General features: G+C 71.3%; 21 protein-coding genes, 1 tRNA gene and 1 other RNA gene. 10 read left to right on the plus strand and 13 right to left on the minus strand.

Features of this window, described 5'->3' with window-relative positions; translation table 11 throughout:
* Positions 1 to 125: 125 nt before the first annotated feature.
* Positions 126 to 734, plus strand: a complete 609-nt coding sequence (locus ABZ939_RS06145; RefSeq protein WP_361849807.1) for a rhodanese-like domain-containing protein — start codon at positions 126 to 128, stop codon at positions 732 to 734.
* Here ABZ939_RS06145 and ABZ939_RS06150 read toward each other — a convergent pair.
* Positions 731 to 1,387, minus strand: a complete 657-nt coding sequence (locus ABZ939_RS06150) for a TetR/AcrR family transcriptional regulator (RefSeq protein WP_361849809.1) — start codon at positions 1,385 to 1,387, stop codon at positions 731 to 733. The genes ABZ939_RS06145 and ABZ939_RS06150 overlap by 4 nt on opposite strands.
* Positions 1,388 to 1,451: 64 nt before the next feature.
* Here ABZ939_RS06150 and ABZ939_RS06155 point away from each other — a divergent pair, with 64 nt between their 5' ends.
* Entirely contained in the window at positions 1,452 to 2,912 is a 1,461-nt protein-coding gene (locus ABZ939_RS06155) for an MFS transporter (RefSeq protein ID WP_361849811.1), read from the plus strand.
* 87 nt (positions 2,913 to 2,999) lie between these two features.
* Here the strand turns inward: ABZ939_RS06155 and ABZ939_RS06160 are convergent, their stop codons facing one another.
* The 5 genes from ABZ939_RS06160 to ABZ939_RS06180 all read right to left on the minus strand — a co-directional run bounded on the left by ABZ939_RS06160 (position 3,000) and on the right by ABZ939_RS06180 (position 8,388).
* A complete protein-coding gene (locus ABZ939_RS06160) occupies positions 3,000 to 4,208 on the minus strand; it encodes a sigma-70 family RNA polymerase sigma factor (RefSeq protein WP_361849813.1) in 1,209 nt (402 codons plus the stop codon).
* A gap of 2 nt (positions 4,209 to 4,210) precedes the next feature.
* Positions 4,211 to 4,636, minus strand: coding sequence for a YciI family protein (locus tag ABZ939_RS06165; protein ID WP_361849815.1), 426 nt, complete (start codon positions 4,634 to 4,636; stop codon positions 4,211 to 4,213).
* A gap of 154 nt (positions 4,637 to 4,790) precedes the next feature.
* Positions 4,791 to 5,981, minus strand: coding sequence for a winged helix DNA-binding domain-containing protein (locus ABZ939_RS06170; RefSeq protein ID WP_361849817.1), 1,191 nt, complete (start codon positions 5,979 to 5,981; stop codon positions 4,791 to 4,793).
* Between the two features lie 151 nt (positions 5,982 to 6,132).
* Positions 6,133 to 7,185: an aldo/keto reductase gene (locus tag ABZ939_RS06175; protein ID WP_361849819.1), complete on the minus strand. Its 1,053-nt coding sequence runs from the start codon at positions 7,183 to 7,185 to the stop codon at positions 6,133 to 6,135.
* 195 nt (positions 7,186 to 7,380) lie between these two features.
* Entirely contained in the window at positions 7,381 to 8,388 is a 1,008-nt protein-coding gene (locus ABZ939_RS06180; RefSeq protein ID WP_361849821.1) for a DUF5937 family protein, read from the minus strand.
* Positions 8,389 to 8,477: 89 nt separating this feature from the next.
* Here ABZ939_RS06180 and ABZ939_RS06185 point away from each other — a divergent pair, with 89 nt between their 5' ends.
* Positions 8,478 to 9,671: an MFS transporter gene (locus ABZ939_RS06185; protein WP_361849823.1), complete on the plus strand. Its 1,194-nt coding sequence runs from the start codon at positions 8,478 to 8,480 to the stop codon at positions 9,669 to 9,671.
* Between the two features lie 77 nt (positions 9,672 to 9,748).
* Here the strand turns inward: ABZ939_RS06185 and ABZ939_RS06190 are convergent, their stop codons facing one another.
* From ABZ939_RS06190 to ABZ939_RS06205, 4 genes are all read right to left on the minus strand, one after another.
* Complete coding sequence (locus ABZ939_RS06190) at positions 9,749 to 12,022, minus strand: FtsX-like permease family protein (RefSeq protein ID WP_361849825.1); 2,274 nt, start codon at positions 12,020 to 12,022, stop codon at positions 9,749 to 9,751.
* Positions 12,019 to 12,678, minus strand: a complete 660-nt coding sequence (locus tag ABZ939_RS06195; RefSeq protein ID WP_361849827.1) for an ABC transporter ATP-binding protein — start codon at positions 12,676 to 12,678, stop codon at positions 12,019 to 12,021. Before ABZ939_RS06195 ends, ABZ939_RS06190 begins: the two co-directional genes overlap by 4 nt.
* Positions 12,679 to 12,714: 36 nt before the next feature.
* Entirely contained in the window at positions 12,715 to 13,062 is a 348-nt protein-coding gene (locus tag ABZ939_RS06200; RefSeq protein ID WP_361849829.1) for a hypothetical protein, read from the minus strand.
* A 293-nt stretch (positions 13,063 to 13,355) separates the two neighbouring features.
* Positions 13,356 to 14,906, minus strand: a complete 1,551-nt coding sequence (locus ABZ939_RS06205; RefSeq protein WP_361849831.1) for a DHA2 family efflux MFS transporter permease subunit — start codon at positions 14,904 to 14,906, stop codon at positions 13,356 to 13,358.
* Between the two features lie 127 nt (positions 14,907 to 15,033).
* Between ABZ939_RS06205 and ABZ939_RS06210 the strand changes: the two genes are divergently transcribed.
* Positions 15,034 to 15,753 carry a TetR/AcrR family transcriptional regulator C-terminal domain-containing protein gene (locus ABZ939_RS06210; RefSeq protein WP_361849833.1) on the plus strand — a complete coding sequence of 240 codons (720 nt, stop codon included), beginning with the start codon at positions 15,034 to 15,036 and terminating at the stop codon, positions 15,751 to 15,753.
* Positions 15,754 to 15,922: 169 nt separating this feature from the next.
* Positions 15,923 to 16,486, plus strand: a complete 564-nt coding sequence (locus tag ABZ939_RS06215; protein WP_361849835.1) for a hypothetical protein — start codon at positions 15,923 to 15,925, stop codon at positions 16,484 to 16,486.
* A 31-nt stretch (positions 16,487 to 16,517) separates the two neighbouring features.
* Here the strand turns inward: ABZ939_RS06215 and ABZ939_RS06220 are convergent, their stop codons facing one another.
* The gene (locus ABZ939_RS06220) at positions 16,518 to 17,282 is read right to left on the minus strand and encodes a DUF4232 domain-containing protein (protein ID WP_361849837.1); all 765 of its coding nucleotides are present in this window, start codon (positions 17,280 to 17,282) and stop codon (positions 16,518 to 16,520) included.
* 197 nt (positions 17,283 to 17,479) lie between these two features.
* On the opposite strand from ABZ939_RS06220, the gene ABZ939_RS06225 reads away from it, so the two are divergent.
* The 3 genes from ABZ939_RS06225 to ABZ939_RS06235 all read left to right on the plus strand — a co-directional run bounded on the left by ABZ939_RS06225 (position 17,480) and on the right by ABZ939_RS06235 (position 21,868).
* Complete coding sequence (locus ABZ939_RS06225; RefSeq protein WP_361849839.1) at positions 17,480 to 18,721, plus strand: helix-turn-helix transcriptional regulator; 1,242 nt, start codon at positions 17,480 to 17,482, stop codon at positions 18,719 to 18,721.
* A gap of 151 nt (positions 18,722 to 18,872) precedes the next feature.
* Positions 18,873 to 19,802, plus strand: a complete 930-nt coding sequence (locus ABZ939_RS06230; protein ID WP_361849841.1) for a hypothetical protein — start codon at positions 18,873 to 18,875, stop codon at positions 19,800 to 19,802.
* Positions 19,803 to 20,170: 368 nt separating this feature from the next.
* Positions 20,171 to 21,868 (plus strand): hypothetical protein, encoded by a 1,698-nt coding sequence (locus tag ABZ939_RS06235; protein ID WP_361849843.1) that lies wholly within the window; start codon positions 20,171 to 20,173, stop codon positions 21,866 to 21,868.
* A gap of 70 nt (positions 21,869 to 21,938) precedes the next feature.
* On the opposite strand, the gene ABZ939_RS06240 is transcribed toward ABZ939_RS06235, so the two are convergent.
* Entirely contained in the window at positions 21,939 to 23,369 is a 1,431-nt protein-coding gene (locus tag ABZ939_RS06240; protein ID WP_361849845.1) for a PA14 domain-containing protein, read from the minus strand.
* Between the two features lie 206 nt (positions 23,370 to 23,575).
* A tRNA-Ser gene (locus ABZ939_RS06245) sits at positions 23,576 to 23,663 on the minus strand.
* 108 nt (positions 23,664 to 23,771) lie between these two features.
* Between ABZ939_RS06245 and ffs the strand changes: the two genes are divergently transcribed.
* Positions 23,772 to 23,870, plus strand: an RNA gene (ffs, locus tag ABZ939_RS06250) — signal recognition particle sRNA small type.
* Positions 23,871 to 23,915: 45 nt separating this feature from the next.
* Positions 23,916 to 26,045: a DNA polymerase III subunit gamma and tau gene (locus ABZ939_RS06255; protein ID WP_361849847.1), complete on the plus strand. Its 2,130-nt coding sequence runs from the start codon at positions 23,916 to 23,918 to the stop codon at positions 26,043 to 26,045.
* Positions 26,046 to 26,101: the final 56 nt, after the last annotated feature.

The raw sequence follows: 26,101 nt of genomic DNA on the forward strand, positions 1-26,101 counted from the left end.
CTCCGTGCGACGCGGGGTCCCGGTCTTTCTTTGCGTTCTTGTTGCGCGGTCGGGGAGGCGGGCGTACGGGGGGTACGTTGCTTCTCGTGCGGGGGGCCGTCGACGAGCAAGGAAGACACCTGCCGATGAACCCTCCCGCCGCGAACCCTTCCTCCACTCCCGACTCCCTCGACGCCGACCAGGCCCGCGCCCGCCTCGACGAGCTGACGGTCGTCGACGTCCGCACCCCGGCCGAGTACGCCTCGGGCCACCTGCCCGGTGCGCTGAACGTGCCGCTCGACCAGCTCGGCCGGGCCGTGCCCGCGCTCCAGGAGGCGGCCGGGCGGGGCGAGTTGCTGATCGTCTGCCAGTCGGGGGGCCGGTCCGCAGCAGCCCGCGCCCAGCTCTCCGCGCGCGGCGTCACCACGCTGGACCTGGCCGGCGGCACCGGCGGCTGGGCGGCGCGCGGTCATGAGCTGGTCCGTCCGGCGGGCGCGCCGGCGAAGCCGGTGTGGGCGATGGAACGCCAGGTGCGGCTCGTCGCCGGTTCGCTGGTGCTGATCGGCCTGGCCCTGGGGCTGCTTCTGCACCCGGCCTGGCAGCTGCTGTCGGCGGGCGTCGCCGGCGGGCTCGTCTTCTCGGCGCTCACGAACACCTGCGGCATGGCGGTGGTGCTCGGGAAGCTCCCGTACAACCGGGGCGTGGTGGGCGGGATCGGCCTCGACGCGACGCTGGAGCGGCTGAGCGGGCGCTAGGACTTCGTCGGCGCGTACCGGCGAAGGAACATGTCCACCCCGTCGCGGACGAGCCGCTCGGTGAGGTCCTCGCTCAGCTCCGTGCCGTACTGGTCGAAGACCATCTGCGGGAAGACCAGGAGCGAGTAGAGCTGGATGACCGCGACCTCCAGGTCCGGGATCTCCAGCCGGCCCCGGTCCGCGAGCGTGCGCAGGGCGTCGGCGACGGCGGGGTGGTGGCCGGCCGGGCCGTGTTCGCGCCAGGCGCGGCCCAGTTCGGGGAAGCGGTGGAGCTCGGCCGCGACGAGGGCGCGCAGCGCGCGGACCTCGTCGTTCGCGCGGACGGCCCGGACCCAGGCGTGGGCGGCCGCGACGAACGCGGCGCGCAGGTCGTCGGAGTCGGCGAGGCGTGCGAGGTCCGGTCCCGTGTCGTCGGTGCCGGTCCGCAGGGGCTCGTCGAGCGCGCCGGCGACGACGGCGGTGAAGAGTGCTTCCTTGCTGCCGAAGTGGTTGTAGACGGTCACCTTCGAGACGCCCGCCTCGGCGGCGATGGCGTCCATGCCGACCCCAAAGCCCTCGCGGAGGAAGAGACCGCGGGCGGCGTGCACGATCGCCTCCCTCTTGCGGGCGGCGCGTGGCCCGGAGGGGGCGGGCTTCGAGGTGCGGTCACTCATGAGCCGAGCGTACCGAAACAACTGTACCGTTGAGTTCAACTGAACTGAACAGTACAGTTCACATATGACTCACGCCGAGCCTCATACCCACGCCCACGCCTATCCCCATGCTCACGATCACGCCCATGCCCACGATCACGCCACGGCGCATCCGCGCCGCTGGACGGCCCTCGCGCTGATCTGCGTGGCCCAGTTCATGCTGATCCTCGACGTCACCGTCGTGAACGTCGCGCTGCCGAAGATGGCCGCCGACCTGGACCTCGCCCGCACCTCACTGACCTGGGTGGTCACCGCGTACACCCTCTGCTTCGGCGGGCTCATGCTGCTCGGCGGCCGGCTCGCCGACGCCCTCGGCGCCCGCCGCACCCTCCTCGCCGGACTCGCCCTGTTCACCGCCGCGTCCCTGCTGTCCGGCCTGGCCGTGAACGCCCCGATGCTGATCGGCGGCCGTATCGCCCAGGGCGTCGGCGCCGCGCTGCTCTCCCCGGCCGCCCTCGCGCTGGTCACGACCTCCTTCCACGGCGCCGAACGGGCCAAGGCCCTCGGCGTGTGGGCCGCCATCGGCGGCACCGGCTCCGCCGTCGGCGTCCTGCTCGGCGGCGCGCTGACCGACGGACCGGGCTGGCCCTGGATCTTCTACGTCAACGTCCCCGTCGGCCTCGCCCTGCTGGCCGCACTCCCGGCGATCGTGCCCGCCTCCGTCCGCACCCCCGCCCGCCTCGACATCCCGGGCGCGTTGCTGGTCACGGCCGCCACCGGCTCCCTCATCTACGGCCTGGTCCAGGCGGGCGACACCGGCTGGACGTCCACGGCCACGCTCCTGCCCCTGCTCGGCTCACTCCTCCTGTACGGGATCTTCGCCGCGGTCGAACGGGCGAGCCGCGCCCCGCTGATGGACCTGCGGATGTTCGGCAGGCGCCCGGTCCTCGCGGGCTCGTTCCTGATGCTCGTCGCGACCGCGCTGCTGATCGCCTTCTTCTTCCTAGGCTCGGTCCAGCTGCAGCGACTCCACGGCTTCAGCGCCTTCCGCACCGGCCTGGTCTTCCTCCCGGTCGCCGTCACCACGGCCGTCGGCGCCCACCTCGGTTCCCGCCTGGTGGGCTCGGCGGGCCCGCGCACCTGCGCGACCGCCGGCATGACGATCGCCGCCCTCGGCTGCCTCCCCCTGGCCCTCGTCACCCCCGGCACCAACGCCTGGGCGACGCTCCTCCCGGCCCTCTCGTTCGCCGCCCTCGGCCTCGGCGCCGTCTTCGTCACGGCCACCACCACGGCCCTGGGCCTGATCGAACCCCACGAAGCCGGCCTCGCCTCCGGCATCGTCAACACCTTCCACGAGGTGGGCGGCTCGATCGGCGTGGCCCTGGTCTCCACCCTCGCGGCCACCAGCATCCAGGGGCACGGGACGACCGGCTTCACAGCCGCCTTCACCCTCTGCACCGCACTCGCCACGGCGACGGCCCTGACGGCCCCCGCCCTCGTCCCCCGAGGCAAGCCCCGCCTGACCGGCGGCCCGCACGTTCACTGACCCGCTCTCGGACGTTCACCGACCCGTTCTCAGAGCCGTTCACCGACCCGTTCTCAGAGCCGTTCACCGACCCGTTCTCGGACCCGTTCACGAACCGAGCCGGGCCGCCCTCGTCCGGAGGTAGTGGCGTTCCGGGATGCTGAGGGTGAGGCGGGCCGCTTCCTCGTAGGCGGTGCGGGCGGCTTCGGTCGCTCCGGTGCGTTCGAGGAGGTGGGCGCGGACCGCTGCGAGGCGGTGGTGGTGCTTCAGGCGGGGTTCCAGGGCGGCGAGTTCGGTGAGGCCGGACTCGGGGCCGTGGACCATCGCGACCGCCACCGCGCGGCTGAGTTCCGCCATCGGGTCGGGGGCCTGGGCGACCAGCAGGTCGTAGAGGGCGAGGATCTGCGGCCAGTCCGTGTCCTCGGGGCGTGCCGCCTCGTCGTGGAGGGCCGCGATCGCCGCCTGGAGCTGGTACGGGCCGGGCGGGCCCTCCGTGAGGGCCTCCTCGACCAGGGCCGTGCCCTCGCTGATCGCGGCGGCGTCCCAGCGCGTGCGGTCCTGTTCGTCCAGGGGGATCAGCTCGCCGTGCGGACCGGTGCGGGCCGCGCTGCGGGCCTCCGTCAGGAGCATCAGGGCCAGCAGACCGGTCACCGCGCCCTCGCGGGGCAGCAGTCGGCGTACGGCCCGGGTCAGCCGGATCGCCTCGCGCGCCAGGTCTGCGCGGTGGAGCGTGGGGCCCGAGGTGGCGGTGTAGCCCTCGTTGAAGATCAGGTAGAGGACCTGGAGGACGGTGGCCAGCCGGGCGTCCCGGTCGTCCTGGCCGGGAGGGTGGAACGGGTGGTCGCGGAGCTTCGCCTTCGCCCGGCTGATCCGCTGCGCGATCGTCGCCTCCGGTACGAGATGGGCCCGGGCGATCTCCGCGGTCGTGAGGCCGCCGACCGCGCGCAGCGTCAGCGCGATCCGCGCGGCCGGTGGGAGCGCCGGGTCGCAGCAGAGGAAGAGGAGCGTCAGCGTGTCGTCGTCGGACGGGGCGGCCCGGGTCTCGCGGAGTTCCAGGCGTGCGGCCGTCGCCTCTCGCCGGGCCCGCGCCTCGTCCGCCCGCAGCTGGTCGGTCAGCCGCCGTGCGGCCACCCGGATCAGCCAGCCGCGCGGATTGGCGGGCGTTCCCGACTCCGGCCACTGCCGGGCGGCGGCCAGCAGGGCCTCCTGCACCGCGTCCTCGGCGGCGTCGAAGTGTCCGTACCGGCGCACGAGCGCGCCGAGGACCTGCGGCGCGTGCCGGCGCAGCAGGTCCTCGACGGCGTCCTCCTCGTGCACGTTCAGGTGGTGAGGAACTCGGACGCGGGGCGCTCGTCGATCTGACGGATCACCACCGGGTACTCCGGGGCCCCGGCCGGCTGCGGACACCGGGCCACGCGTGCCGCGATCTCGGTGACCCTGTCCAGGTCGGCGCAGTCGAGCACCCAGTACCCGGCGAGCAGCTCCTTCGTCTCCCCGTACGGGCCGTCGGTGATCACCGGCCGGCCGTCCTTGTCGACGCTCACGAAGCGGGTCCGCCCCGGCTCGACGAGCCCTTGGGCGTCGACGAGCTCTCCGGACTCGGCGAGGTCGTTGTTGATCGACCCCATGTGCTCGAACATCGCCTTCAGGTCCTGCTCGCTCCAGACGGGGCTCTGTTCGGAGCCCTTGCCGGTCATGGCGTCGTAGTCGACCTGGGAGCCCTGCACCATGACGAGGTACTTCATGACGTCCTCCTTCGCTCGTGGCTTCTCCGTTGCCTTTCACAGGGGACGTCGGAGCCGGGCGTCGATTCTCGACACCTCGCGGAGTCCGTTCCGAATTCTTCTCGTATTCCACCCGCACGAACCACGCCCCCGGGTTGGGGGCGGGAACGGCGTCTCACCCGCCGGCCGACAGCTCCTTTTCCAGCGGCGCGCGAAAGCGCGGTGTCACCCGTACGTCGCCGACCCAGCCCGCCAGCCGTTCCGCCTCCGCAGCGATCGCCGAACCGGCCTCCGCGCCCACGTCGGAGAGCAGGCGGTGGACGATCTCGCCGTCCGGGCGCTGGGCCCACATGCCGACGACCCGGCCGTTCCACCACACCGTCGGGCCGATGTTCCCGCTGCGGTCGTACAGCACCGTCTTGTGGGCCGGATCGGTGTACCAGTCGCGGTGCTGCCAGCCCATCGCCGTCGGGTCCAGCGAGGGCAGCAGCGCCGCCCACGGTTCCGGATCCGGTACGGGAGCGGTGTCGTCCGGCAGGACGTAGCCGGTGCCCTCCGTCAGCTCCACCGCCTCCGCGCCGATCGCGGCCAGCGCCTTGCGGACGTCGGTGACCTTCCACCCCGTCCACCACTTCAGGTCGGCCTCGGTCGCCGGCCCGCAGGTCGCCAGCCACCGCCGTACGAGTTCGGCGTGGGCGTCCGCGTCGCTCGGGTCGGGGCGTTCCGGGGTGAGCGTCCAGCGGAAGCGGCTGGAGGTCCAGGTGCCCTGTGGCCGGCCGCGGGCGATCCGGCCCTCCATGCCGAGGACCCGCAGCAGCCGGCTGGAGAGCGGCTGGTCTCCCTCCTGGCGCGTGCCGACCCCGTAGACGTATTGCACGCGCAGCCGCGGGACGGCCGTGCCGAGCTCGGCGCCGGTGGCCTCGCCCCGCGCCGCCAGTTCCTCGGTCAGCAGGCGTTCGGTCTCCGCCAGCCACTCCTCGTCGTACGCGCTGCCCTTGCGCAGGTCCCTGAGCAGCATGGCGCGTTCGCGGGTGGCGACGTCACGCGTGGTGGAGGCGTGCACGGCGGGGACGAGGTCGGTCGGGAAGACGAAGATCGTGTGCCGCATCCCGTGCATCCGGGTCAGCGTCCGGTCCTCGTACAGGGCCCGTTCCAGCTCACGTACCGGCCCTTCGGCGCCCGCCTTCCCGCGCAGCCGCGCCCCCACCGTGAGGAACACGCTCGCCGGGTCGGTCGCGTGCAGGGCCACCAGCGACCCCGCCACCTCTTCCACGCTCTCCGCCCGCGCCGCCCCGGCCAGCCGGTGCCGTACGGCGAGCCGGGCCCTTCGTTCGTCCGCCGTGATCACACGCTTCTTCGCAGCCATGCGGGTAAGCATGGCGCCTCACACCGACAGGAAGTCCGTCACCTGCTTGACGAACTCGTCCTCCTTCTCGAAGAACACGACGTGCCCCGCGTCGATCTCCACGTACGCGCTGTCACCGCTCCCGCGCCCCCCCCGCGCAGTGCTACCCCGCTCAGCCCGCCGCGCGGTCCGCCACCGGCCGGCGCCGCAAGGACGCGTCCGTCAGGACCGCCGGGCTCCACGCGTCAGGGTGGTAGAGATCCTTCCCCGGCGGCACGATCGCGTCGATGCGGTCCAGGACCTCGTCCGTCAGCGTCAGGGACGCACCCTTCAGCAGGCCCTGCAGCTGCTCCATCGTCCGCGGTCCGATGATCACGGACGTGACCGCCGGGTGCGCGGCCGCGAACGCCATCGCCAGCTCGGGCAGCGAGCAGCCGATCTCCTCGGCCAGGGCGATGAGTTCCTCGACGACGTCCAGCTTGGCGGCGTTCTCGGGGAGCGTCGGATCGAAGCGGTGCGGGGCGAGCGCGGCACGCCCGTTGGCCAGGTCGATCGGCTGCCCTTTGCGGTACTTCCCGGTGAGGAACCCGGACGCCAGCGGGCTCCAGGTCAGCACGCCCATCCCGTACCGCTGCGCCGTCGGCAGGACCGACCGCTCCACACCACGCGCGAGGATCGAGTACGGCGGCTGCTCGGTCCAGAAACGGCGCAGCCCGCGCCGCTCGGCGACGTGGTGCGCCTCCGCGATCTCCTCGGCGGGGAAGGTGGAGCAGCCGAACGCCCTGATCTTGCCCTGGGTCTGGAGGTCGCCGAGGACGGCGAGCGTCTCCTCGACGTCCGTGCGGTGATCGGGCCGGTGCACCTGGTAGAGGTCGATCCAGTCGGTGCCGAGCCGCCGCAGGCTGTCCTCCACGGCGCGGGTGATCCAACGGCGCGAGTTGCCGCTGCGGTTGCGGCCCTCGCCCATCTGGAAGTGGACCTTGGTGGCGAGGACGGTCTCCTCCCGGCGCCGGGGGTCGCGCAGCGCCTTGCCGACGATCTCCTCGGACTCGCCGGCGGAGTACATGTCGGCGGTGTCGACGAAGTTGATGCCCTGGTCGAGGGCGGCGTGGATGATCCGTACGGAGTCGTCGTGATCCGGGTTGCCGACGAAGCCGAACATCATGGCGCCGAGGCAGTACGTGCTCACTTCGATGCCGGTCCCGCCGAGTACGCGATAGCGCATGTAGACCTCCTTCTCGGCGCGTGACTCTAGGAGTTGGAGTCCACTCCAGCGCAAGCCCGGGTCGCGTGGACGCCAGGAAGTACGGAGGGCAACCGCACCCGGTCCCGTAGCACGACGGGGTACGCACAGGCCGCACGAGTCGTATGAGCCGTACGGGCCGTACGCCTCACACGGCTCATACGACTCAGCTACGACTCACACGGGCTCCCCCGACGGCGTCAGCAGGGCGTCCGCGACCGAGGTGCGGGCGTAGAGGACGGAGCGGCCGCTGCGGTGCGCGGTGACGAGGCCCGCGTTGCGCAGCGCCGTGAGGTGCTGGGAGACGCCGGCGGCCGACAGGCCGCAGTGGGCGGCGAGTTGGGTGGTGGAGGACGGAGTGTCGAGCTCGGTGAGGAGCAGGGTGCGGGAGCGGCCGAGCACGGCGGCGACGGCGTCGGTCGCGGCGTTCGTGCGCGGCTCCCAGAGGTTGCCGACACCCCGGGCGGGATAGGCGAGCTGGGGCGGATCCGGCGCCACCGCGCGGGTCAGTACGCGGGGCCAGGCGAACGCCGACGGGACGAGCAGCAGCCCCGAACCGACCTGATCGCGGGTCATCGTGGCGCAGTGGCGGCGGACCAGGTGCAGGGTGTCGTCGTCCCACCGGACGGTCTCGTGGAGTTCGCTCAGGACGCGCGCCGAGCCGTGCTCGGCGACCTGTCGGGCGCGGTGGAAGACATCGGCTTCGAGGAGCTGGCGGATGCGGGCCCAGTAGGGGGCGAGGGCGAGTTCCCAGTAGGTCTCGATCTCGGCGGTCACCTTTTCCAGGGCCACGTCCGGGGCCTCGCGCAGCAGTCTGAGCCGGGGCGATGGGCGGTGGTCGGCCGGGTCCTTGGTCCGGAGGATGTCCAGGTCCTGGCGCACCTGTTCCGGGGTGGAGGCGCGGATGGCGTCCAGCTCGGCGGCGAGGGTGGGGAAGGGGGTGGCGGGGGTCGGATTGAGGAAGTCGGCGAGATAGCCGTGGCCGGGGATCAGTTCGGCCAGCCAGCCGCTGTCGAGTCCCGCCTGCGCGAGCCGGGGTCGTACCTGTGCGGCCCAACGCCGGTGCAGCGGAGGGTCGGTGGCGTCTCTGAGCAGCCGGAAGCTGGTGACGACCTCCCACATGGGGGAGACCGCGAAGCGGGTCTGCGCCAGGTCCGCCGCCGAGAAGTTGAGCCCGGATTCCATGCGCGCGCCCCCACACCGTAGACCGTTGATGGATTCGGTCTGAGCTTAATCAATACCTGGTCGCGGTGTCCCGGGCGCATGGTCCTCGCATGCTCTCCTCCTTCCGCGGACTCCCGCCCACCGTGTGGACCGTCTTCGCCGGCACCGTCATCAACCGGCTCGGCTTCATGGTCACGCCCTTCCTCGTCTTCTTCCTCGCCGCGCATGAGGTCACGGGCGCCGAGACGACGTACGTCCTCGGAGCCCTGGGCGCCGGCAATCTGCTCGGCCCGGCGGTGGGCGGGGTCCTCGCCGACCGCGTCGGCCGCCGCCCGACCATGCTGATCGGGCTCGTCGGCTCGGCCGCGGCGCAGGGCGCGCTCTTCGTGGCGCCGGGTGTGTGGACGATGGCCGCCGCGGCGCTGCTGATCAGCTCGACGGGCGCGCTGGTCGGTCCCGCCGCGTACGCGCTGATGGCCGACGCCGTCGACGCGGAGCGCAGGCAGCGCGCGTACGCCCTGTTCGGCTGGGGCGTCAACATCGGTACGGCGGTGGCGGGCGTGCTCGGCGGCTTCCTGGCGGCGCAGGGCTACTGGCTGCTGTTCGCGGTGGACGCGGGGACGATGCTGATCTACGCGCTGGTCGTGGCGACGCGGCTGAGCGAGCCGCCGCGCGCGAAGGCGGCGGCCGGGGGCGAGAAGGACGGCATCGGCTACGGCGTGGTGTTCCGGGACCGGCTGGCCCTCGTGCTCATGCCCCTCTTCGGACTCGAGCTCTTCGTCTACTCCCTCACCGAGGTCGCCCTGCCGCTCGCCGTCCACGACAGCGGTCTCTCTCCGGCGGTGTACGGGGCGATGGCGGCGGTCAACGCGATCCTGGTCGTCGCCCTCCAGCCCTTCGTCACGGCCCGGCTGGCCCGCCTGCCCCAGCTCAGGGTCCAGTGCGCGGGCAGTGTGCTGATCGCGGTCGGCGTGGCTCTGACGGGTCTCGCGGACGGGGTCGTGGGCTTCACGGTGTCGGTGGTCGTCTGGTCCCTGGGCGAGGTGGTGGTCGCGGGCATCGCCGCGTCGATCATCGCCAACCTGGCCCCGGCCCACGCCCGCGGCCGCTACCAGGGCGCCTTCAGCTGGACCTGGGGCGTCGCCCGCTTCGGCGCGCTCACCTTGGGCGTCACGCTCTACACGGGCCTGGGCCCGGCGTTCCTCTGGTGGACGGCCCTGGTGGCGGGCGTCCTGGCCGCGGCGGCGACCCTGGCCCTGACGGGCCGGGTCACCGCCCGCACGGACCACGCACTGGCGGCGTGAGCGGGGCCCGCGGTTGCCTCCGGAGTCGGCGGGCTCCCGGCACCGGAGGGCGACTTCCGCCGAAGGCCGCTGTCTGGTCAATCGCGCCGGATGTGCTCCGGGTCGACATGACGCCGTACGAGCGGCAGCGAGGCGGCCGCGGCGGCGAGCAGGACTCCGAGACAGCAGACGAGCAACAGCGGCAGCCCACTCCAGTCCCAGTGCACGGCCCCGCCCCCGGTGATCAGATAACTCGACTCGGCCAGCCACCCGGTGACAACGGCCGCCCCGAGCCCGACCGCGAGCGGCACGACGACCTGCACACACTGCGCCGCCCTCAACGTCGCAGCCTTGGCCCCGAGCAACGCAAGCGCGGCAACCTGCCCCCGCCGCTCCATGGCCCGGTCGGCAACGGAGACGACGAACGCGGCGACGCTGATCACGAGCCCGAGGACCATGCCGGCGGCGAGGAGGCTGCGGATGACGGTGAGCTGGTGGAGGGACGTGATGACGACGCCGACGGGTCGGACCTCGGCGAGGGGGGCGATGGTGCCGATTGCGTCGAGTGTGGTGCGGATGGCACCGGGATCCGCGTCGCTGAGGAGAACGAGCGTGGAGTCAGCCGGGAGCTCGTGGGCGGGAATGAGGGCAGGCGGGATCAGTACATCCGCCCCGAAGGCGGAAGGATCGAACACGCTGAGACTCACCTGCTCGCTTGGGACGCTGACGGTGAGCACCCTGCTCTTGAGGTGGAACGGGAAGCTGCTGCCGGGTCGCGCATGCACGTTCGTCGAGAGCGTTGCGTCGCGAAGGCGGAGAACCTTTCCGTCGACGCAATCACTCGACCACTCGACAAAGGCATTCAGTTGGGCACACGTGGCGACCACGGCGTGGAGCGAAGGCCGGCTGGTGCTGTCCGGGGGTGTCCAGGAGGAAAGAGTGACCGCGTAGGCTCGCACGCCTTCGGCTTGGGTCATCCTCTTGGTCTGCTCCTCTGTGAGCGCCTCGCGTGCCACGTCGTACTCCTGCACCGGCGCCGTACGCCGGCTGACTTGGTCGAGCTCGACCAGTACACCCTGGGTCAGAGAGGTGGCGAAGACAAGGAGGACGAGTCCAGTGACCACGCGCAGGGAGGCACCCGGTTCCACTTCGGCACGGCGCATCGCGAGCGCCATCGGGAGTGACCGTGTGGTGCGGGCGAGTCGGCGGGCGAGCCACATCGTCATAGGTGGCAGACCGAAGACCAGCCCGGCCCCGGTCAGCAGCACGGCGGCGGGAATGAGAAGGGTGTTGGCAGAACCGCCGGAGGGATCCTTCCCCAGGACACTGAGGAGGCAGTAGCCGCCGATGACGCCGAGCCCGGGGAGGAGGAGCAGCATCCCATACATCCGGGGCGGCTTCGGTTCGGCGGTGCGCCGGACGTTGAGCGGCGTGAGCGCGGCCGCGCGGGCGCTATGGCGTCCGACGAGCCAGGCAAGGGCGGGGCAGAGGATCAGGCAGACAGCGAGCGTGGTGGCCTCTGGACGGCCGTCAGCGGGGTACCAGTGGAGACCGGGCAGGCCGATCCTCGCCGTGATCTCGTTGACGACGAGGTAGCCGCCGACGCCGAGCAGCGCCCCGAGGAAGGCGGCCGACACCGTCTCGCCGGCGTTGACCCGCAGGGTGTCCTTGACGCTCATGCCTACGAGCCGCAGCGCCGCGAGTCTGCGGGCGCGGGACTCGGCGGAGAGCCGGGCGCACACGGAGAGGAACACGGCGAGAGGCAGCAGGACGACACAGGCGAGCGTGAACCGAAGGATGTCGAGGGTGGATGAATCCACCACCGTGTATGGCGGCCATCTGGACCCGAAGTAGTCCACCGTCCGCGCCTTAGGAAGTTGGGCACGGGTGCTGCCGATGTATGCGAAGAGCTCGTCTGGTCCCGTCAGGCCCGCTGGCCCGATCGTCCCGGCGACCCGGCCGGGCAGCAGCCCTGCCAGGGTGGCATGGTGCGCTAGTTCGTCCCGTAGCCGGGGTGAGACAAGCACTTCGCCGGGGGCGGGAAGGCGATCCACGCCAGGGGGGACCGGGGAAGGACCGGAAGACGGGCGGGCGACGAAGACCCGGCGGAGCGGCTGGGATCCGTAAGAGTCCACGAGGGGGGCCATGGCGAAGGTTTCGTCGGCCGCCGGTGGGCGTTCCGCTTCGAGCACCACCTGCGGATGACGGGCGGCAGCCCGGTTGTCGTGGGCTGCGAGGATCGCCGGGATGGTGAGGACGGCGGCCAGGCAGGCGATTCCGAGCGCGCAGCCGATGGTCATCAACAGGAACCGGACCCGGCTCCTGCGTCCGCCACGCCACAGCAGCCGCGTTCCGAGCACGAATGGGTTCATTTCAAGATCCCGTCAGCCATCGTGTATCGGCTGTCGGCGTGCTCGGCCACCGTCGCGTCGTGGGTGACGATGACCACGGCCGTGCCCTGGTCCCGTGCGAGCCGCAGGAACTCCTCCAGCACGGTAGAGGCGTTGACGCTGTCGAGCGCGCCGGTCGGCTCATCGGCGAACACCACGTCCGGCCGGTGTACCAGAGCCCGGGCAACGGCGACCCGCTGGCTCTGTCCGCCGGAGAGCTGGGAGGTCCTGCGTTGCAGCAGCTCGGTCATCCCGAGCCGCCCGAGGACCTCCCCGGCGGCCGCATGCGCGGGCGCCTTGCGCTGACCGGCGAGCCGCAGCGGAAGTGCGGCGTTCTCCTCGACCGTCAGCTCGGGCAACAACTCCCCGTACTGAAAGACGAATCCGAACCGTTCCCGACGTAGGGTGCTCAGCTCTTCGTCGCTCAGCGAGGGCAACGCGACTCCGTCGAAAGCCACGGTGCCGCGCGTGGGTGCGAGCACCCCGGCCAGGCAGTACAGCAGTGATGACTTCCCGGAGCCGCTGCTCCCCATGATCGCCGTCACCTCCCCGCGCCTCAGCGAGAAGTCCGCACCGCTGACTGCTTGGTGCGTCCCGTAGAAGAGATCCACGCCCTTGGCGCGGAGAATGGCGTTCATAGTGGTGCGACTCCCGGGTGCAGTGGCTGTCGACTGCTAGCGCTGGTACGACTTGAGGTACGAGCAGTTGTCCGGCCGCAGGGAGCCTCGATCGCGACAGACGCGAATGTCCGCAGTACTCGTGTACTGGGCCGCTCCGTCGTAGACGGTCTTGTCCAGATGGACGGTCTTCTTCTGAGTTCCGTTGAAGCGATTCCAGCTGTAGCCCTCGACCTTGGCCTGCACGTACACGTTGTGTCCGTCTTCGGGCTTCCTGTCGATGAGGTCACCCTTGAAGTGGAAGCCGCCGTGGTTCCGCCCCTTGGGCTCCCAGGTGTAGGACCAGTCCGAGAACCACGCGCCGGTCGTCGTGAGGGCGGCGGGGTGGTGCCAGGAATCCGCCACAGCAACCCCCGCCCCACCCAAGAACAACCCCGCAGCCACCGCAACCGTCGCCAACTTCCGCACGCTTCCTCCAGCTTGAGAGCACCCAACGCGGGTGTTGCGGAAAGTGTTGCAGTGATTACGGAGAGCATCACCCGGTGTAACGTCTCTGCCGCCCCGGAACCCCCGAACCGGTGACATCACCACACCGGAAGCCCTGACAACGCCGAAGGCCCCGGCCGGTTTCCCGGTCAGGGCCATGCAAGCGTCCGTGCGTTCTGCGTCCGCGGAGGCGGTCGAGGTGACCGGTGCCGTCAGGCGACGAGCTCCGCCTTGGGCGCCGTACCGGCTTCCGCGCCCTCCGAAGCCTCCGCCGTCTCCGCCGCCGCCTCCGTCTCCTTCGCCGCCGGCTTCGTGTCCCGCATGACCACCGCCGCCAGTACCGCCGCCGCCAGGACGCCGATCGCGCTGATCGTGAAGGTCGCCGACATCGAGGTCGTGAAGGCCTCGCGGGCCGCGTTGATCAGGCCGGCGTCGCCCTGGGCCGCGGCCAGTGCGCCGCCGATCGAGTGCTTCGCCTGCTCCGGGGCGCCAGCAGGCATCTCCGTGGCGAAGCGGCTCGACAGGAGCGAGCCGAGGATCGCGATGCCGAGCGCGGTGCCGGCCTGCTGGATGGTGTCGTTCAGGGCCGAGCCGACGCCCGCCTTCTCCGCCGGGATGGTGCCCATCAGGGCGCCCACCGCGGCCGGCATCGCCAGGCCGGCGCCGAGGCCGAGGAGGCCGAGGGCGACTGCCGGGACGGTGAAGCCGGAGGAGGCGTCGACCGTGGTCAGCAGGGCGAACGAGCCGGCCATGGTGAGCAGCCCGCCGAGGACCAGGAAGCGGTAGCCGATCTTCGCGGCGAGCCCGGCGCCGGCGGCGTTGCCGATCAGGGCGGCGACGGCCAGCGGCATGAACGCGAGGCCCGCCTTCACCGGCGAGTAGCCGAGCACGAACTGCAGGTACTGGGTGAGGACCAGCAGCAGGCCGCCGTTGCCGATCTGCACGAGGGTCAGCGAGAGCGAACCGCCGCTGAAGTTGCGGTGCTTGAAGAGGACCAGCGGGACCATCGGGGAGGAGGTGACGTTCTCCCAGATCACGAAGCCGGCGAGGGAGGCGACCGCCACGACCAGAGTGATCGCCGACCGGCCCTCGAAGGCGCCGTGCTGCGGGATCTCGATGATCCACCAGATCAGGGCGGTCATGCCGACCGCGGACAGCACCGCGCCGAGCGGGTCCGGCTTCTGCCACGGGCCCTTCGACTCCGGCATGAGGGTGAGGGCCGCGATGACGGCCAGCACGACGACCGGGACGTTGATGAGGAAGATCGACTGCCAGGAGAAGTGGTCGATGAGCACGCCGCCGAGCACCGGGCTGCCGACGAGGCCGAGCATGGACACCGAACCCCACGCCGCCATCGCCTTGCTGCGCTCGTCCTCCTCGAAGACGGTGATGAGGATCGACAGCGTCGAGGGCATGATCAGCGCTCCGCCGACGCCCATCGCGATGCGTACGGCGATGACCTCACCGGGGTCGTTGGAGAAGGTCGCCGCCAGTGACGCCAGACCGAAGAGCAGCAGGCCGATGATCATGACCTTCCGCCGGCCGAACCGGTCGCCGAGGCTTCCGGACGTGAGCAGGAGTCCGGCGAAGACCAGGATGTAGGAGTCGAGGATCCACTGGATGTCCTGGGCGCTCGCGCCGATGTCCTCGGTCATCGAGGGCACCGCGACCGTCAGCGCCATGCTGTCGACGACAAGGACCAGCGTGCTGAGGCACAGCACGACGAGGATCCACCAGCGGCGTGGATTACGGACGGTTTCCATGGGGGTTCCTCTCGGCTGCGCACGGTGTTCCTTCGGTGCGAACACTGTACGCAGACGCGTACGCCGTGCGCAACCCCTCGCTCCTGTACGCTGGATGCGAACGCTGTACGCACTACGAAGGAGGGTCATGGCCGCCAAGACGAACCCGATCCCGTCCGTGTGGGCCCGGCAGCAGGCCGCGTCCGAGCAGCCCGCGCTCAGCCGCGCCGGGATCGTCCGCGAGGCGATCGTCATGCTGGACGCCGACGGCATCGAGGCGCTGAGCATGCGCAAGCTCGGCGCCCGCCTGAACGCCGGCGCGACGTCCCTCTACCGGCACGTCGCGACGAAGGACGAGCTGATGGAGCTCGCGGTGGACGAGGTCGTCGGCGAGATCGCCGTACCTCCCGTCGACAGCCCGGACTGGCGTGCCGCCGCGACCGAGGCCGCCGGTTCGTTCCGCGCGACGGCCCTGCGTCACCCCTGGCTGACCTCGGTCCTGGGCCAGGCGGGCCTCGCCTATCTGGGCCCCAACCTCATGGCGTACTCCGAGCGACTGGCCGCCCTCTTCACCAACATCGGCTTCCCCGAGCCGAACCGGGCGATCGACACGCTCCTGACGTACGTCATCGGCATGAGTACGACGGAGGCGGCCTGGCTCACGACGGTCGCCCGCTCCGGCGGGACGGAGGCGGACTTCATCGCCCGCCTCACCCCGGCCGCCCAGCAGGCGGCGGAAGGCCACGACCACCTGACCGAGGCCTACGCGGCGTCCTTGGCCCTCGATCCGGTCCAGATCCGCGACTCCAAGTTCGCCTACGGCCTGGAGGTCGTCCTGGACGGCTTGGCCCTACGACTCGCGCGCTGACACGCTCCTGTGCTGGCACCGCTCCTGTGCTGAATCCTCTCCTGTGGTGACCCGCTCCGGCTGACCCGGCCCCCGCGCTGACACCGCCCCGGCTCACCGGCCGCCCCGTAGGAGTGATCACCGGTGTGGCTGCGTGAACCGGCGCGGCCGCACCCCCAAGGATGCGCGCATGCGCATTCCCACTTCGCTGCCGCGCCGGGCCCTCGTCCCGTTCGTGGCCGCCGTCGCGTTGCTGACCATCGCCACCTCCTCCGTGGCCGCCGCGGGGGAGAGCTGCGGCTCGATCATCACCGCCCCGCTCGCCCGCCCCGTCGCCGCCGACGACCCCTGTCCGAGTACGGACCCGGTCGTGTGCCGTATCCGTGTCCTGCCCATGGACGAAAAGGTCGAGGCCCAGAGGACCCGGATGCGGTACCACGACCTCCTGGAGGACATGCACCGCACCGAGGCCAACATGCGTGCGGCGGGAGCCTCCGAGGAGGAGATCGCCCGAGAACTGGTCGACATGCGCAACCAGGCCAAGGAGATCACCCGCGCCGGCATGACGCCCGAGGAGGTCCGCATCCTGGAGCAGCGGAACCTCGCCAAGTACGGCAACCCCCTCGGCCCCACGGCGGACCAGCTCCACGCCAAGTACGGCTCCTGGGAGAAGGTCACCGACGCCTCGATGCGCACCAGTTACGCCGTCGACCGCGAACTGAGCCTCGAGTACCGCCCCTGCCCGGTTCAATAGGTCGGCTCAATAGTCGGCTCGATGGGGCGGCTCAGTAGGCCAGCGCTTCGTCGAGGCTGCTGAGCCAGTGGGTGACCTTGGCGTCGTCGGTCTTGTACGTGTCGGCCGGGAGGGCCAGGGGCACCGACCGGCCGACGGAGCCGGACGCGTCGCGCGCGGCGAAGTGCACCCCGAGCCGGGCCGTGGTGCGGCCGTGGACATCGTCGCCCGTGCGCTCGGCCATCAGGACGACGGAGGCGTAGGCGGACTGGCCCGGGGCGAGCCGGATCACGCTCTGCTGCCGGGTGCTGTCGTCGATGGCGGTGGCGGCCTGCTCGTCGTCGAAGCGCAGGAGCGGTGCGCTGTAGAGGTCGCAGGCGACGGAGCCCATGTTGGTGGCGGTGAGCAGCAGGTGGTTGATGGGGCGGGCCGGCCGGTTGACGACGACCCTGGTGTTGTCGCCGGTGCAGGTGACCACCCTGGCCTGGCTGCCGCTCGGCCGCTGAGCGCCCTCGGTGGCCTGCCGACCCCCGGTGCCCGTGCTGCTGCTCGCGCCCGTGCCGCTGCTCGCGCCCGTGCTCTGCTTGCCGCTGGTGCTGGAACCGCCGTTCGTACCGGCGTTCATTCCGCCGTTCGTACCGTCGGAGTCGGTGGCCCCGGCACTCGACCCACCGGCGGCCGAGGGCGAAGCGGTCGCCGTCGACGTGTCGGACGAAAGAGCCTTGCCGGTCTCCGTACCCCCGCAGGCGGAGGTGGCTAGTGCGGCGGCCATGAGGCCGACGGCGAGGGCGGTGCGGCGGATGCTGAAAGTACGCATGGTGAGTCGTTCCCCCGTTGAATGAGTGATGCTGACGATTGATCACCCTGTGCGCCGCCTTCGCATTCGCACCAGCAGCTGGGGACAATGTCGTACGCGCGAATGCCGGCAGCAGGGTTGACCTCGGGAAACACGATCCCCCTGGAACGCGCACCTGGGACGTCGAACGGCACGGCGAACGGAAGGGACCACTCGGGGTGGGGACGGACGGCGAGGACCTGGCGGGCTTCCTGCGGGAGTTGAAGGAACGGTCCGGGCTCAGCTACGGCGCCCTCGCCAAGCAGCTGCACATGAGTCCGTCGACCGTGCACCGCTACTGCAACAGCGACGCCGTGGCGACGGACTTCGCTCCGGTGGAGAAGATCGCGCGGCGGTGCGGGGCGAGCCGTGAGGAACTGCTGCGGCTGCACCGGATCTGGATCGTGGCGGACGAAGCCCGGCGCCGGGCCAAGGCCGCCTCCGCGAACGCGCAGCCCGGCGATCCGCAGGACCAGAAGAAGGACCTCCGGGAGTCCCAGGCCCTCCAGAAGTCCCAGGACCTCCAAGACCTCCAGGAGTCCCAGGACCTCCAAGAGCCCCAGGACCTCCCCGAGCCCCAGGAGCCCCAGGACCTCCCCGAGCCCCAGGAGCCCGCCACCCCCGCCCCCACCGTGCCCCGCCCTCGGCGTCGTCGGTGGCCGCTGGCCGCCGCCGCAGCGGCGGCAATCGCCCTCATCGTCGCCGTCACCGCTGCCGTCACCGCCACCACCCTCTGGTCCAGCGCGCCGGACGCTCCCCCTGCCCGTGACCAGCTCGACGCGAGGCCGCGGGCCCCCCAGGCCCCCCTGACGGCGGACGTCGACCCGTACGTCTGGAAGGACCCGTGCAGCCAGGTCTATGTGGTGGACCAGCCGCCGAAGGTCATGCCGCCACCGCCCTCAGAGCTGGAGGCGCGGGGCTGGGTCACCGCGCTGTCCGGGGTTCCCGGGGGCGACATGGTGATCGACGTGGCCCTTCAGGGGATCGGTGACGAGACGGTCGTCCTCAAGGCCCTGCACGTGCGGACGGTCGGCGTCTCCGAGCCGTTGGCGGGCAACGCCTACGTGATGGGCGTCGGCTGCGGCGGAGACGCACGCCTGCAGAGCCTGGACATCAACCTGGACGCGGCCCGGCCCCGGCCCGTCCCCGTGGCGGGGTACCAGGGCGACCGGTTCGTGCCGGCATCGGACTTCCCCTTCAAGGTGTCCGCGAGCGACCCGCAGGTACTGAGGATCACCGCGCACACGCGCGGCCGAAGCGTGCGGTGGTACCTGGAGCTGGAGTGGAGCAGCGGCGGTCGCAGCGGCCTGCTCCGGCTGGACGACAAGGGACGGCCCTTCACCACGAGCGCCGCGGCGAAGCTGCCGACGTACCAGTTCCCTCTCGGTGCGAGCGCCTGGGAGCCGTTCCAGGCCGGGTGACGACGGGGCAGGGCGCGCGTCGGTGGCGTGAGTACGCCCGCGCGCTCCGCCGAACGGGGGAAGCGCCGCCGATGCGCGCTCACCATGATCAATAGCCTGACGGGCGGCGCGTGACCTCGCGTCCGACCGTACGAAGAAGGCGAGCGACCCTGTGAGACTCCCGATGATGCGGCGCACGGCCTGGCTGACCGCGGCGGCCGCGCTGACGGTGGTGCTCGGCACCGCCCCGGCCGGTGCGGACGGCGCCTGGCAGAAGGTCGGCGTCGACGCCCGCAGCGGTGTCAGCGGTATCGCGTACGAGGGCCGGACCGGCGACGGTACGGGGGTGCACGTGCTCGTCGTGCACGACAACAAGCGGACCGGTCAGCAGCGGCTGTCCCGGGTCACCCACTGGGAGGGCTCCTACGGCATCTCCCCGATCGCGTGGGACGGTCCGGAGCCCGTTGACCTGGAGGCCATTGAGTCCATCCCCGGGATGCCGGGGGAGTACCTGGCGCTGACCGGCCGCGGCATCGTCTTCCGTCTGAAGGTCGACGGCGGGACGGCGACGGTCGTCGACTACACGCCGCTGCCGGCCATCGGCGAGGGCGACGACTTCGAGAGCTTCGCGCTCGTCGCCCAGAACGGGAAGCTCGCCGCCCTGTGGGCGGACCGGGGCACTGGCGCGGACCGCCCGGCCACGCTGTACGCGGCGCCTCTGACGTTCGCCCCGTGGGGTCAGCCGCTGTTCGGCGCCGTCACGCGCCGGTCCTACCTGGCTCCGTACCCGACCGATGGGGCCACCCGGCACATCTCCGACCTCTCGGTGACCGGCTCCGGCCGCATCATCGCGAGCTCGGCGGCGGACGCCGGCGACGACGGCCCGTTCGACTCCGCGGTGAGCGACGCGGGCCGGGTGACCGTCTCGCCGACGGGCCGGGTACGGGTCGCGCTCGCCACCTCCCCGACCGTGCTCGGGACGTTCCCGCAGTACAAGATCGAGGCGGTGGAGTGCCTGCCCGGCTCCACCGACGCCCTCCTGGGCACCGACGACGAGAATCTCGGCGGATACGTACGGACGATGTCGTTCTGCGGCTCCTGACCCACCGTTCCACCGACAGACGTCGAAGGGCCCCCCGTGAAAGGTGGGGCCCTTCGTTCAGTTGCTCCGGACGACGGAAGCCGGTCGGCGCTTACGTCGTATCCCCGCGCCGAGAGCTGATGGTTCGTCAGGGATTTGGTACGACTGTCATGGCCGCACAAGCGCAGCATGCCGCCCCTGCCGTGACCGCGGACCGCTCGGCGGCGCCCTGGGCTGTGCTCGGACCCCTACCCCGTCTTCGCGGCCCGTCCTCCGTCTCCTGGCCGAAAGGTGCCGCTGCCATGCCCGTGACCACCCTGGGCGATCCTCCGCCACGGACAGTTCCACGCCGGCGCCCCCACTTGGCGCGCCGGCTGGGTTCCGTACTCGTGGGCGCTCTGATCAGCCTGTCCATGGCCGTGGCCCCCACCCAGGCCGCGGTCGGAGACATCACCGAGTACCCCGTGCCCACCGTGAACAGCACGCCGATCGATATCGCTGCCGGGCCCGACGGGAACCTGTGGTTCACCGAGCAGAACAGCAACCGGATCGGGAAGATCACCACGGCCGGGGCCATCACCGAGTACCCCCTGCCCAACGCGAACAGCAGGCCGACCGGTATCGCTGCCGGGCCGGACGGGAACCTGTGGTTCACCGAGATCCTGGGCAACCGGATCGGGAAGATCACCACGGCCGGGGCCATCACCGAGTACCCGCTGCCCAGTGGGGGCAGTCCGGCCTTCATCGCTGCCGGGCCTGACGGGAACCTGTGGTTCACCGAGATCGGCGGCAACCGGATCGGGAAGATCACCACGGCCGGGGTCATCACCAGGTACCTCCTGCCCAACGCGGGCAGCCTCCCGACCGGTATTGCCGCCGGGCCGGACGGGAACATGTGGTTCACCGAGCAACTCGGTCAACGGATCGGGAAGATCACCACGGCCGGGTCCATCACCGAGTACCCCCTGCCCAACGCGGGCAGCAACCCGTTCGCCATTGCTGCCGGGCCTGACGGGAACCTGTGGTTCACCGAGACCGAGGGCAATCGGATCGGGAACATCACCACGGCCGGGGCCATCACCGAGTACCCCCTGCCGCAGGCGAACTCCTTCCCGCAGGGTATTGCCGCCGGGCCCGACGGGAACCTGTGGTTCACCGAGACGGACGGCAGCCGGGTCGGTCGGATCACCACGGCCGGGGCCATCACGGAGTACGCCACGCCCACCGCGAACAGCGCGCCGCGCGGTATCGCCGCCGGGCCCGACGCCAACATGTGGTTCGCCGAGAACCAGGCCAACCAGATCGGGAAGATCGAGACCGGCGTCGTCCCGCCGGACGCCGACCTGGCGGTCACGAAGTCCGACGCCGGCAGCGACCCGGCCACGATCAACGACACCGTGACGTACGCGCTCACCGTCACCAACAACGGCCCGGACCAGGCCGAGGACGTCGTTCTCACCGATACGCTTCCGGCGCAGCTCGACTTCACGTCGGCGGACTCCAACGCCTGCAGCGAGACCAGTCCCGGAGTGGTCACCTGTGAGATCGGCACGCTCGCGTCCGGAACCGGCACGACGGTGCACATCACCGCGACGGCCACCGCCGTGGGCACATTCACCGACACCGCATCGGTGACCGGGTCCGTGCCGGACTCGAACACGGTGAACAACACCGACACGGAGGACACCACCGTCACCCAGACGTGCCTCGGTCAGCCCGCCACGATCGTGGGGACGTCCGGGAACGACACGATCCAGGGCACCTCACGGCGCGATGTGATCATCGCGGGCGCCGGCAACGACATCGTGGACGCCCGTAGCGGCAACGACCTCGTCTGCGGCGGGTCCGGCGACGACACGGTCGTTGCCGGCAGCGGAAACGACCAGGTGGACGGCGGGGGCGGTGCCGACAACCTCTCCGGGGACAGCGGCAACGACACACTGGCCGGCGGCGCCGACAACGATTCTCTGTTCGGCAACTCCGGCCGCGACAACCTCGACGGCGGCCCCGGAACGAACACGAACGACGGCGGTTCGGGATCCGACACGTGCACCAACCCCACCGCGGGGACCAGCTGCAACCCGTAGCGCGCACTGACCGAGACGGGAAACGTCGAAGGGCCCCACCGCGAACGGTGGGGCCCTTCGGCATCGTGCGTCAGCCGACCGGCACGGTCACGGCACGGATCTCGCTGTACGGCGAGTAGTTCCCGGCCGCGTCATAGGTGCGGGCCCGGTACTCGTAGGTGCGCCCGTCGGCGGGCAGCGGGTCGCAGACGGTGGCCGTGGCGGTGGCGGTGCGCGGGTCGTAGCCCTGGTGCAGGGCGACCGCCCAGGTGTCCGTCCCCGCCTCGCGGCGCTCGATCTCGAGGCCGATGAAGTCGCGGATCGGCGCCGGAGTGGAGTCGGAAGCGGTCGCCCGGACGCCGCCCGCGCACGTGCCCAGGGTCAGGTCGGGGGCGTAGGCGGGGGCGATCCCGTCGGGGATCCCGAGCCAGAGCTCATGGGGGGCGTTGGCGTCCAGCCAGTGCGGGTTGTAGGTGGTGGTGCCGCCGTCGTTGGTGACGAGGACGCGGTAGTGACGCCACTCACCGTCGGGGGTGACGGGGCCGGTGGTCCAAGTGTTGCCCGTGGTGGTGCCGAGCGGGACCCAGACGTATGAGCCCTCCACCTTGTCGTTGCTCAGGACCGTGTAGTGGCTGAAGTGCGGCTCGGTGTTGAGGGGCCACTTCAGGGTGACCTTGCCGGTCGCCTTGTCGTAGGTGCCGGTCAGTGAGGTGACGACGGGCAGTGGCCGGACGATGACCGCCGCGCTGCCCGGCGAGACGTTGCCCGCCTTGTCGTGGGCGCGAACCGCGTAGTAGTAGGGCGTGCGGTCGTCGGGATTCACGAGGGGGTCGGTGTGGCTGCGGGCGGCGGTCGTGGTGACCTTCGTCCAGGTGCTGGAGCCGACGGGCCGCCGGTACAGGGAGTAACTCGCCAGGTCCATCTCCTTGTTGGCGTACCAGGAGACGGTCGTCTTGCGGGTCGTGGTGTTGTAGGCGGTCGTCACGCCGGTGGGGAAGAGTGGCTTCGTCTTGTCGTACACGGCCGCGGTCCTGGGCGTGTACGTGAACTTGACCTTCGCGGCGCCGGTCCAGTTCAGGTAGTCGACGCGGAGGGTGTGCTTGCCGGCGGGGACGGTGAGGTTGACGCTCTGGGAGCGGGCGGTGTCGCCGGTGCCCTTCCACAGGTCGATCTTGCGGACGCCGTCCAGGTAGACGCGGACACCGTCGGTGGCGGAGGCGGCGAACGTGAAGGGGCCGCCGGAGCCGAAGTCGCGGGTCACCGACCAGCGGACACTGAAGTTGTTCGACGGCACCCCGTAGGCCGGGCTGCCGGACCAGCTCTCGCTGACGGCGCTGTCGCAGTCGGTCTTCACGGGGGAGCCGGAGAACGAGGTGTTCTTGTAGAACGTCCGCTTGAAGACGTTCGCCGAGCAGGTGACGTCGGCGGCTGCCGCCTGGGGGGCGGCGACCAGCAAGCTGCCGAGGACGACGGCGGCCATGGCGCCACCGGTCCGGGCGGCGACGAGACTCTTCTGGTGCACGGGGGCCTTTCACGCTGTGCGGGGAGACGTACAGCGTGGAGACACGTGAGCCGGGATGAAGGTTGCACGGCGGGCCCGACGACATGAGGGGCCCGGAGGAAACCGAGCCGGGAAACGTCGAAGGGCGCGCACCGACTGAGACGGGAAACGTCGAAGGGCCCCACCGCGAACGGTGGGGCCCTTCGACATCGTGCCCGGTGAGGCACTGGCGGAGGATACGAGATTCGAACTCGTGAGGGGTTGCCCCCAACACGCTTTCCAAGCGTGCGCCCTAGGCCACTAGGCGAATCCTCCGCGGCAAACAATACAAGACGCTGAGGGGTGCTCGCGAACGTGATCCAGAGGAGCTTCCCGTGATCGGGAGCGGGGGATCGAGAGGCCCCCGGAATCGGGTACCCTTGGCGGAGCCCCTCACGTGGCGCTATCTGACTGAACTCCCCCAGGGCCGGAAGGCAGCAAGGGTAGGTCGGCTCTGGCGGGTGCGTGGGGGGCGCTTGCGTTCCCGGGATGGCCGGGTTGTCGGTGGGCGCCTATAACCTCGTATACGTGTCGTCTCTCGCGCTGTACCGCCGCTACCGCCCCGAGTCCTTCGCCGAGGTCATTGGGCAGGAGCATGTCACCGACCCGTTGCAGCAGGCCCTGCGGAACAACCGGGTCAATCACGCCTACCTGTTCAGCGGGCCCCGCGGATGCGGCAAGACGACCAGTGCGCGCATCCTCGCGCGCTGTCTGAACTGTGAGCAGGGTCCCACTCCCACGCCCTGCGGGGAGTGCCAGTCCTGCCGTGACCTGGCGCGGAACGGGCCGGGGTCGATCGATGTCATCGAGATCGACGCGGCCTCGCACGGTGGTGTGGACGACGCCCGTGACCTGCGGGAGAAGGCATTCTTCGGGCCCGCGGCGAGCCGGTACAAGATCTACATCATCGACGAGGCGCACATGGTCACCTCGGCGGGCTTCAACGCCCTGCTGAAGGTGGTCGAGGAGCCGCCGGAGCACCTCAAGTTCATCTTCGCCACCACCGAGCCCGAGAAGGTCATCGGGACGATCCGGTCCCGTACGCACCACTACCCGTTCCGGCTCGTGCCCCCCGGCACCCTGCGGGACTACCTGGGCGAGGTCTGCGGGCGCGAGGGCATCCCCGTCGAGGACGGCGTGCTGCCGCTCGTGGTGCGCGCCGGCGCCGGCTCCGTGCGTGACTCGATGTCCGTCATGGACCAGCTGCTCGCCGGAGCCGCCTCCGACGGTGTGACATACGCCATGGCGACCTCTCTTCTCGGGTACACGGACGGGTCCCTGCTCGACTCGGTGGTGGACGCGTTCGCCGCCGGCGACGGTGCGGCCGCGTTCGAGGTCGTGGACCGGGTCATCGAGGGCGGCAACGACCCCCGGCGCTTCGTCGCCGACCTCCTGGAGCGGCTGCGGGACCTGGTGATCCTCGCCGCCGTGCCCGACGCCGCCGAGAAGGGGCTCATCGACGCCCCCGTGGACGTCGTGGAGCGCATGCAGGCGCAGGCGTCTGTGTTCGGCGCGGCCGAGCTCAGCCGGGCGGCCGACCTCGTCAACACGGGGTTGACCGAGATGCGCGGGGCCACGTCGCCGCGGCTGCAGCTGGAGCTGATCTGCGCGCGCGTGCTGCTGCCCGCCGCCTTCGACGACGAGCGGTCGCTCCAGGCCCGGCTCGACCGCCTGGAGCGCGGCGCCGCGGCCGCCCCGGCGCCCGTCTTCACCACCGGTGCGCCCGCGCCCGCCATGGGGTACGTCCCCGGGCCCGAGGCCCACACTCCGGTGGCCCCGCCCCCGCCGGTCCAGCAGGCTCCCGCACCCGCGCAGCCCGCCCCGGCCGCTCCGCCGGCTCCCGCACAGCAGCCCGCGCCGGTCGCCGAAGGTCCCCGCCCCGGAGCCTGGCCCGGGGCCGCCACGCCTGGCGCCCCCGCGTCCGCCCCCGCCCCCGGCGCCTGGCCGGGAGCCTCCGCCCCCGCGCCCCGGCCGACGGCCGCCCCGACCGCCCCCGCCGCTCCGGCACCGACCCCGGCTCCCGTCGCCGGTGACATGGCGCAGGGCGCCGCCCAGGTGCGGAACATGTGGCAGCCGATCCTCGACGCCGTCAAGAACCGGCGCCGCTTCACCTGGATCCTGCTCAGCCAGAACGCCCAGGTCGCCGGGTTCGACGGCACCACCCTCCAGCTCGGCTTCCTCAACGCCGGCGCCCGCGACAACTTCGCGAGCAGCGGCAGCGAGGACGTCCTGCGGCAGGTGCTCGCCGAGCAGTTCAACGTGCAGTGGAAGATCGAGGCGATCATCGACCCCTCGGGCGGCGCCACGCCGCCCCCGGCCGCCGGCAACTTCGGCGGCGGACGTCCGACCCAGGCCCCCGCTTCGGCCGCGCCCCCGCAGCAGCAGTGGGCTCCCGCGCAGCAGCCCCAGCAGCAGCCTCAGCACCAGAGTCCGCAGCCGCCCGCGCCGCCGGTCCAGCAGGCGCCCGCGCCTGCCGCCGTACCGCAGAACCAGCCCCAGGCCCCCGCGCCGGTCCACCACGCGCCGCCGCCCGTCGCGCCCGAGGACGACGTGCCCGAGGAGGACGACCCCGACCTCGTCGACTCCGCCCTCTCCGGCCACGAGCTGATCGTTCGCGAGCTCGGAGCCACGGTTGTGGAGGAATACACGAACGAGTAGGACCGTCTCGCTCGGTGGCCCGCACAAGGGACATCCGGCCACGCGGGCTACCCTGG

The sequence above is a fragment of the Streptomyces sp. NPDC046712 genome (assembly GCF_040645695.1).
Taxonomy (GTDB): Bacteria; Actinomycetota; Actinomycetes; order Streptomycetales; family Streptomycetaceae; genus Streptomyces.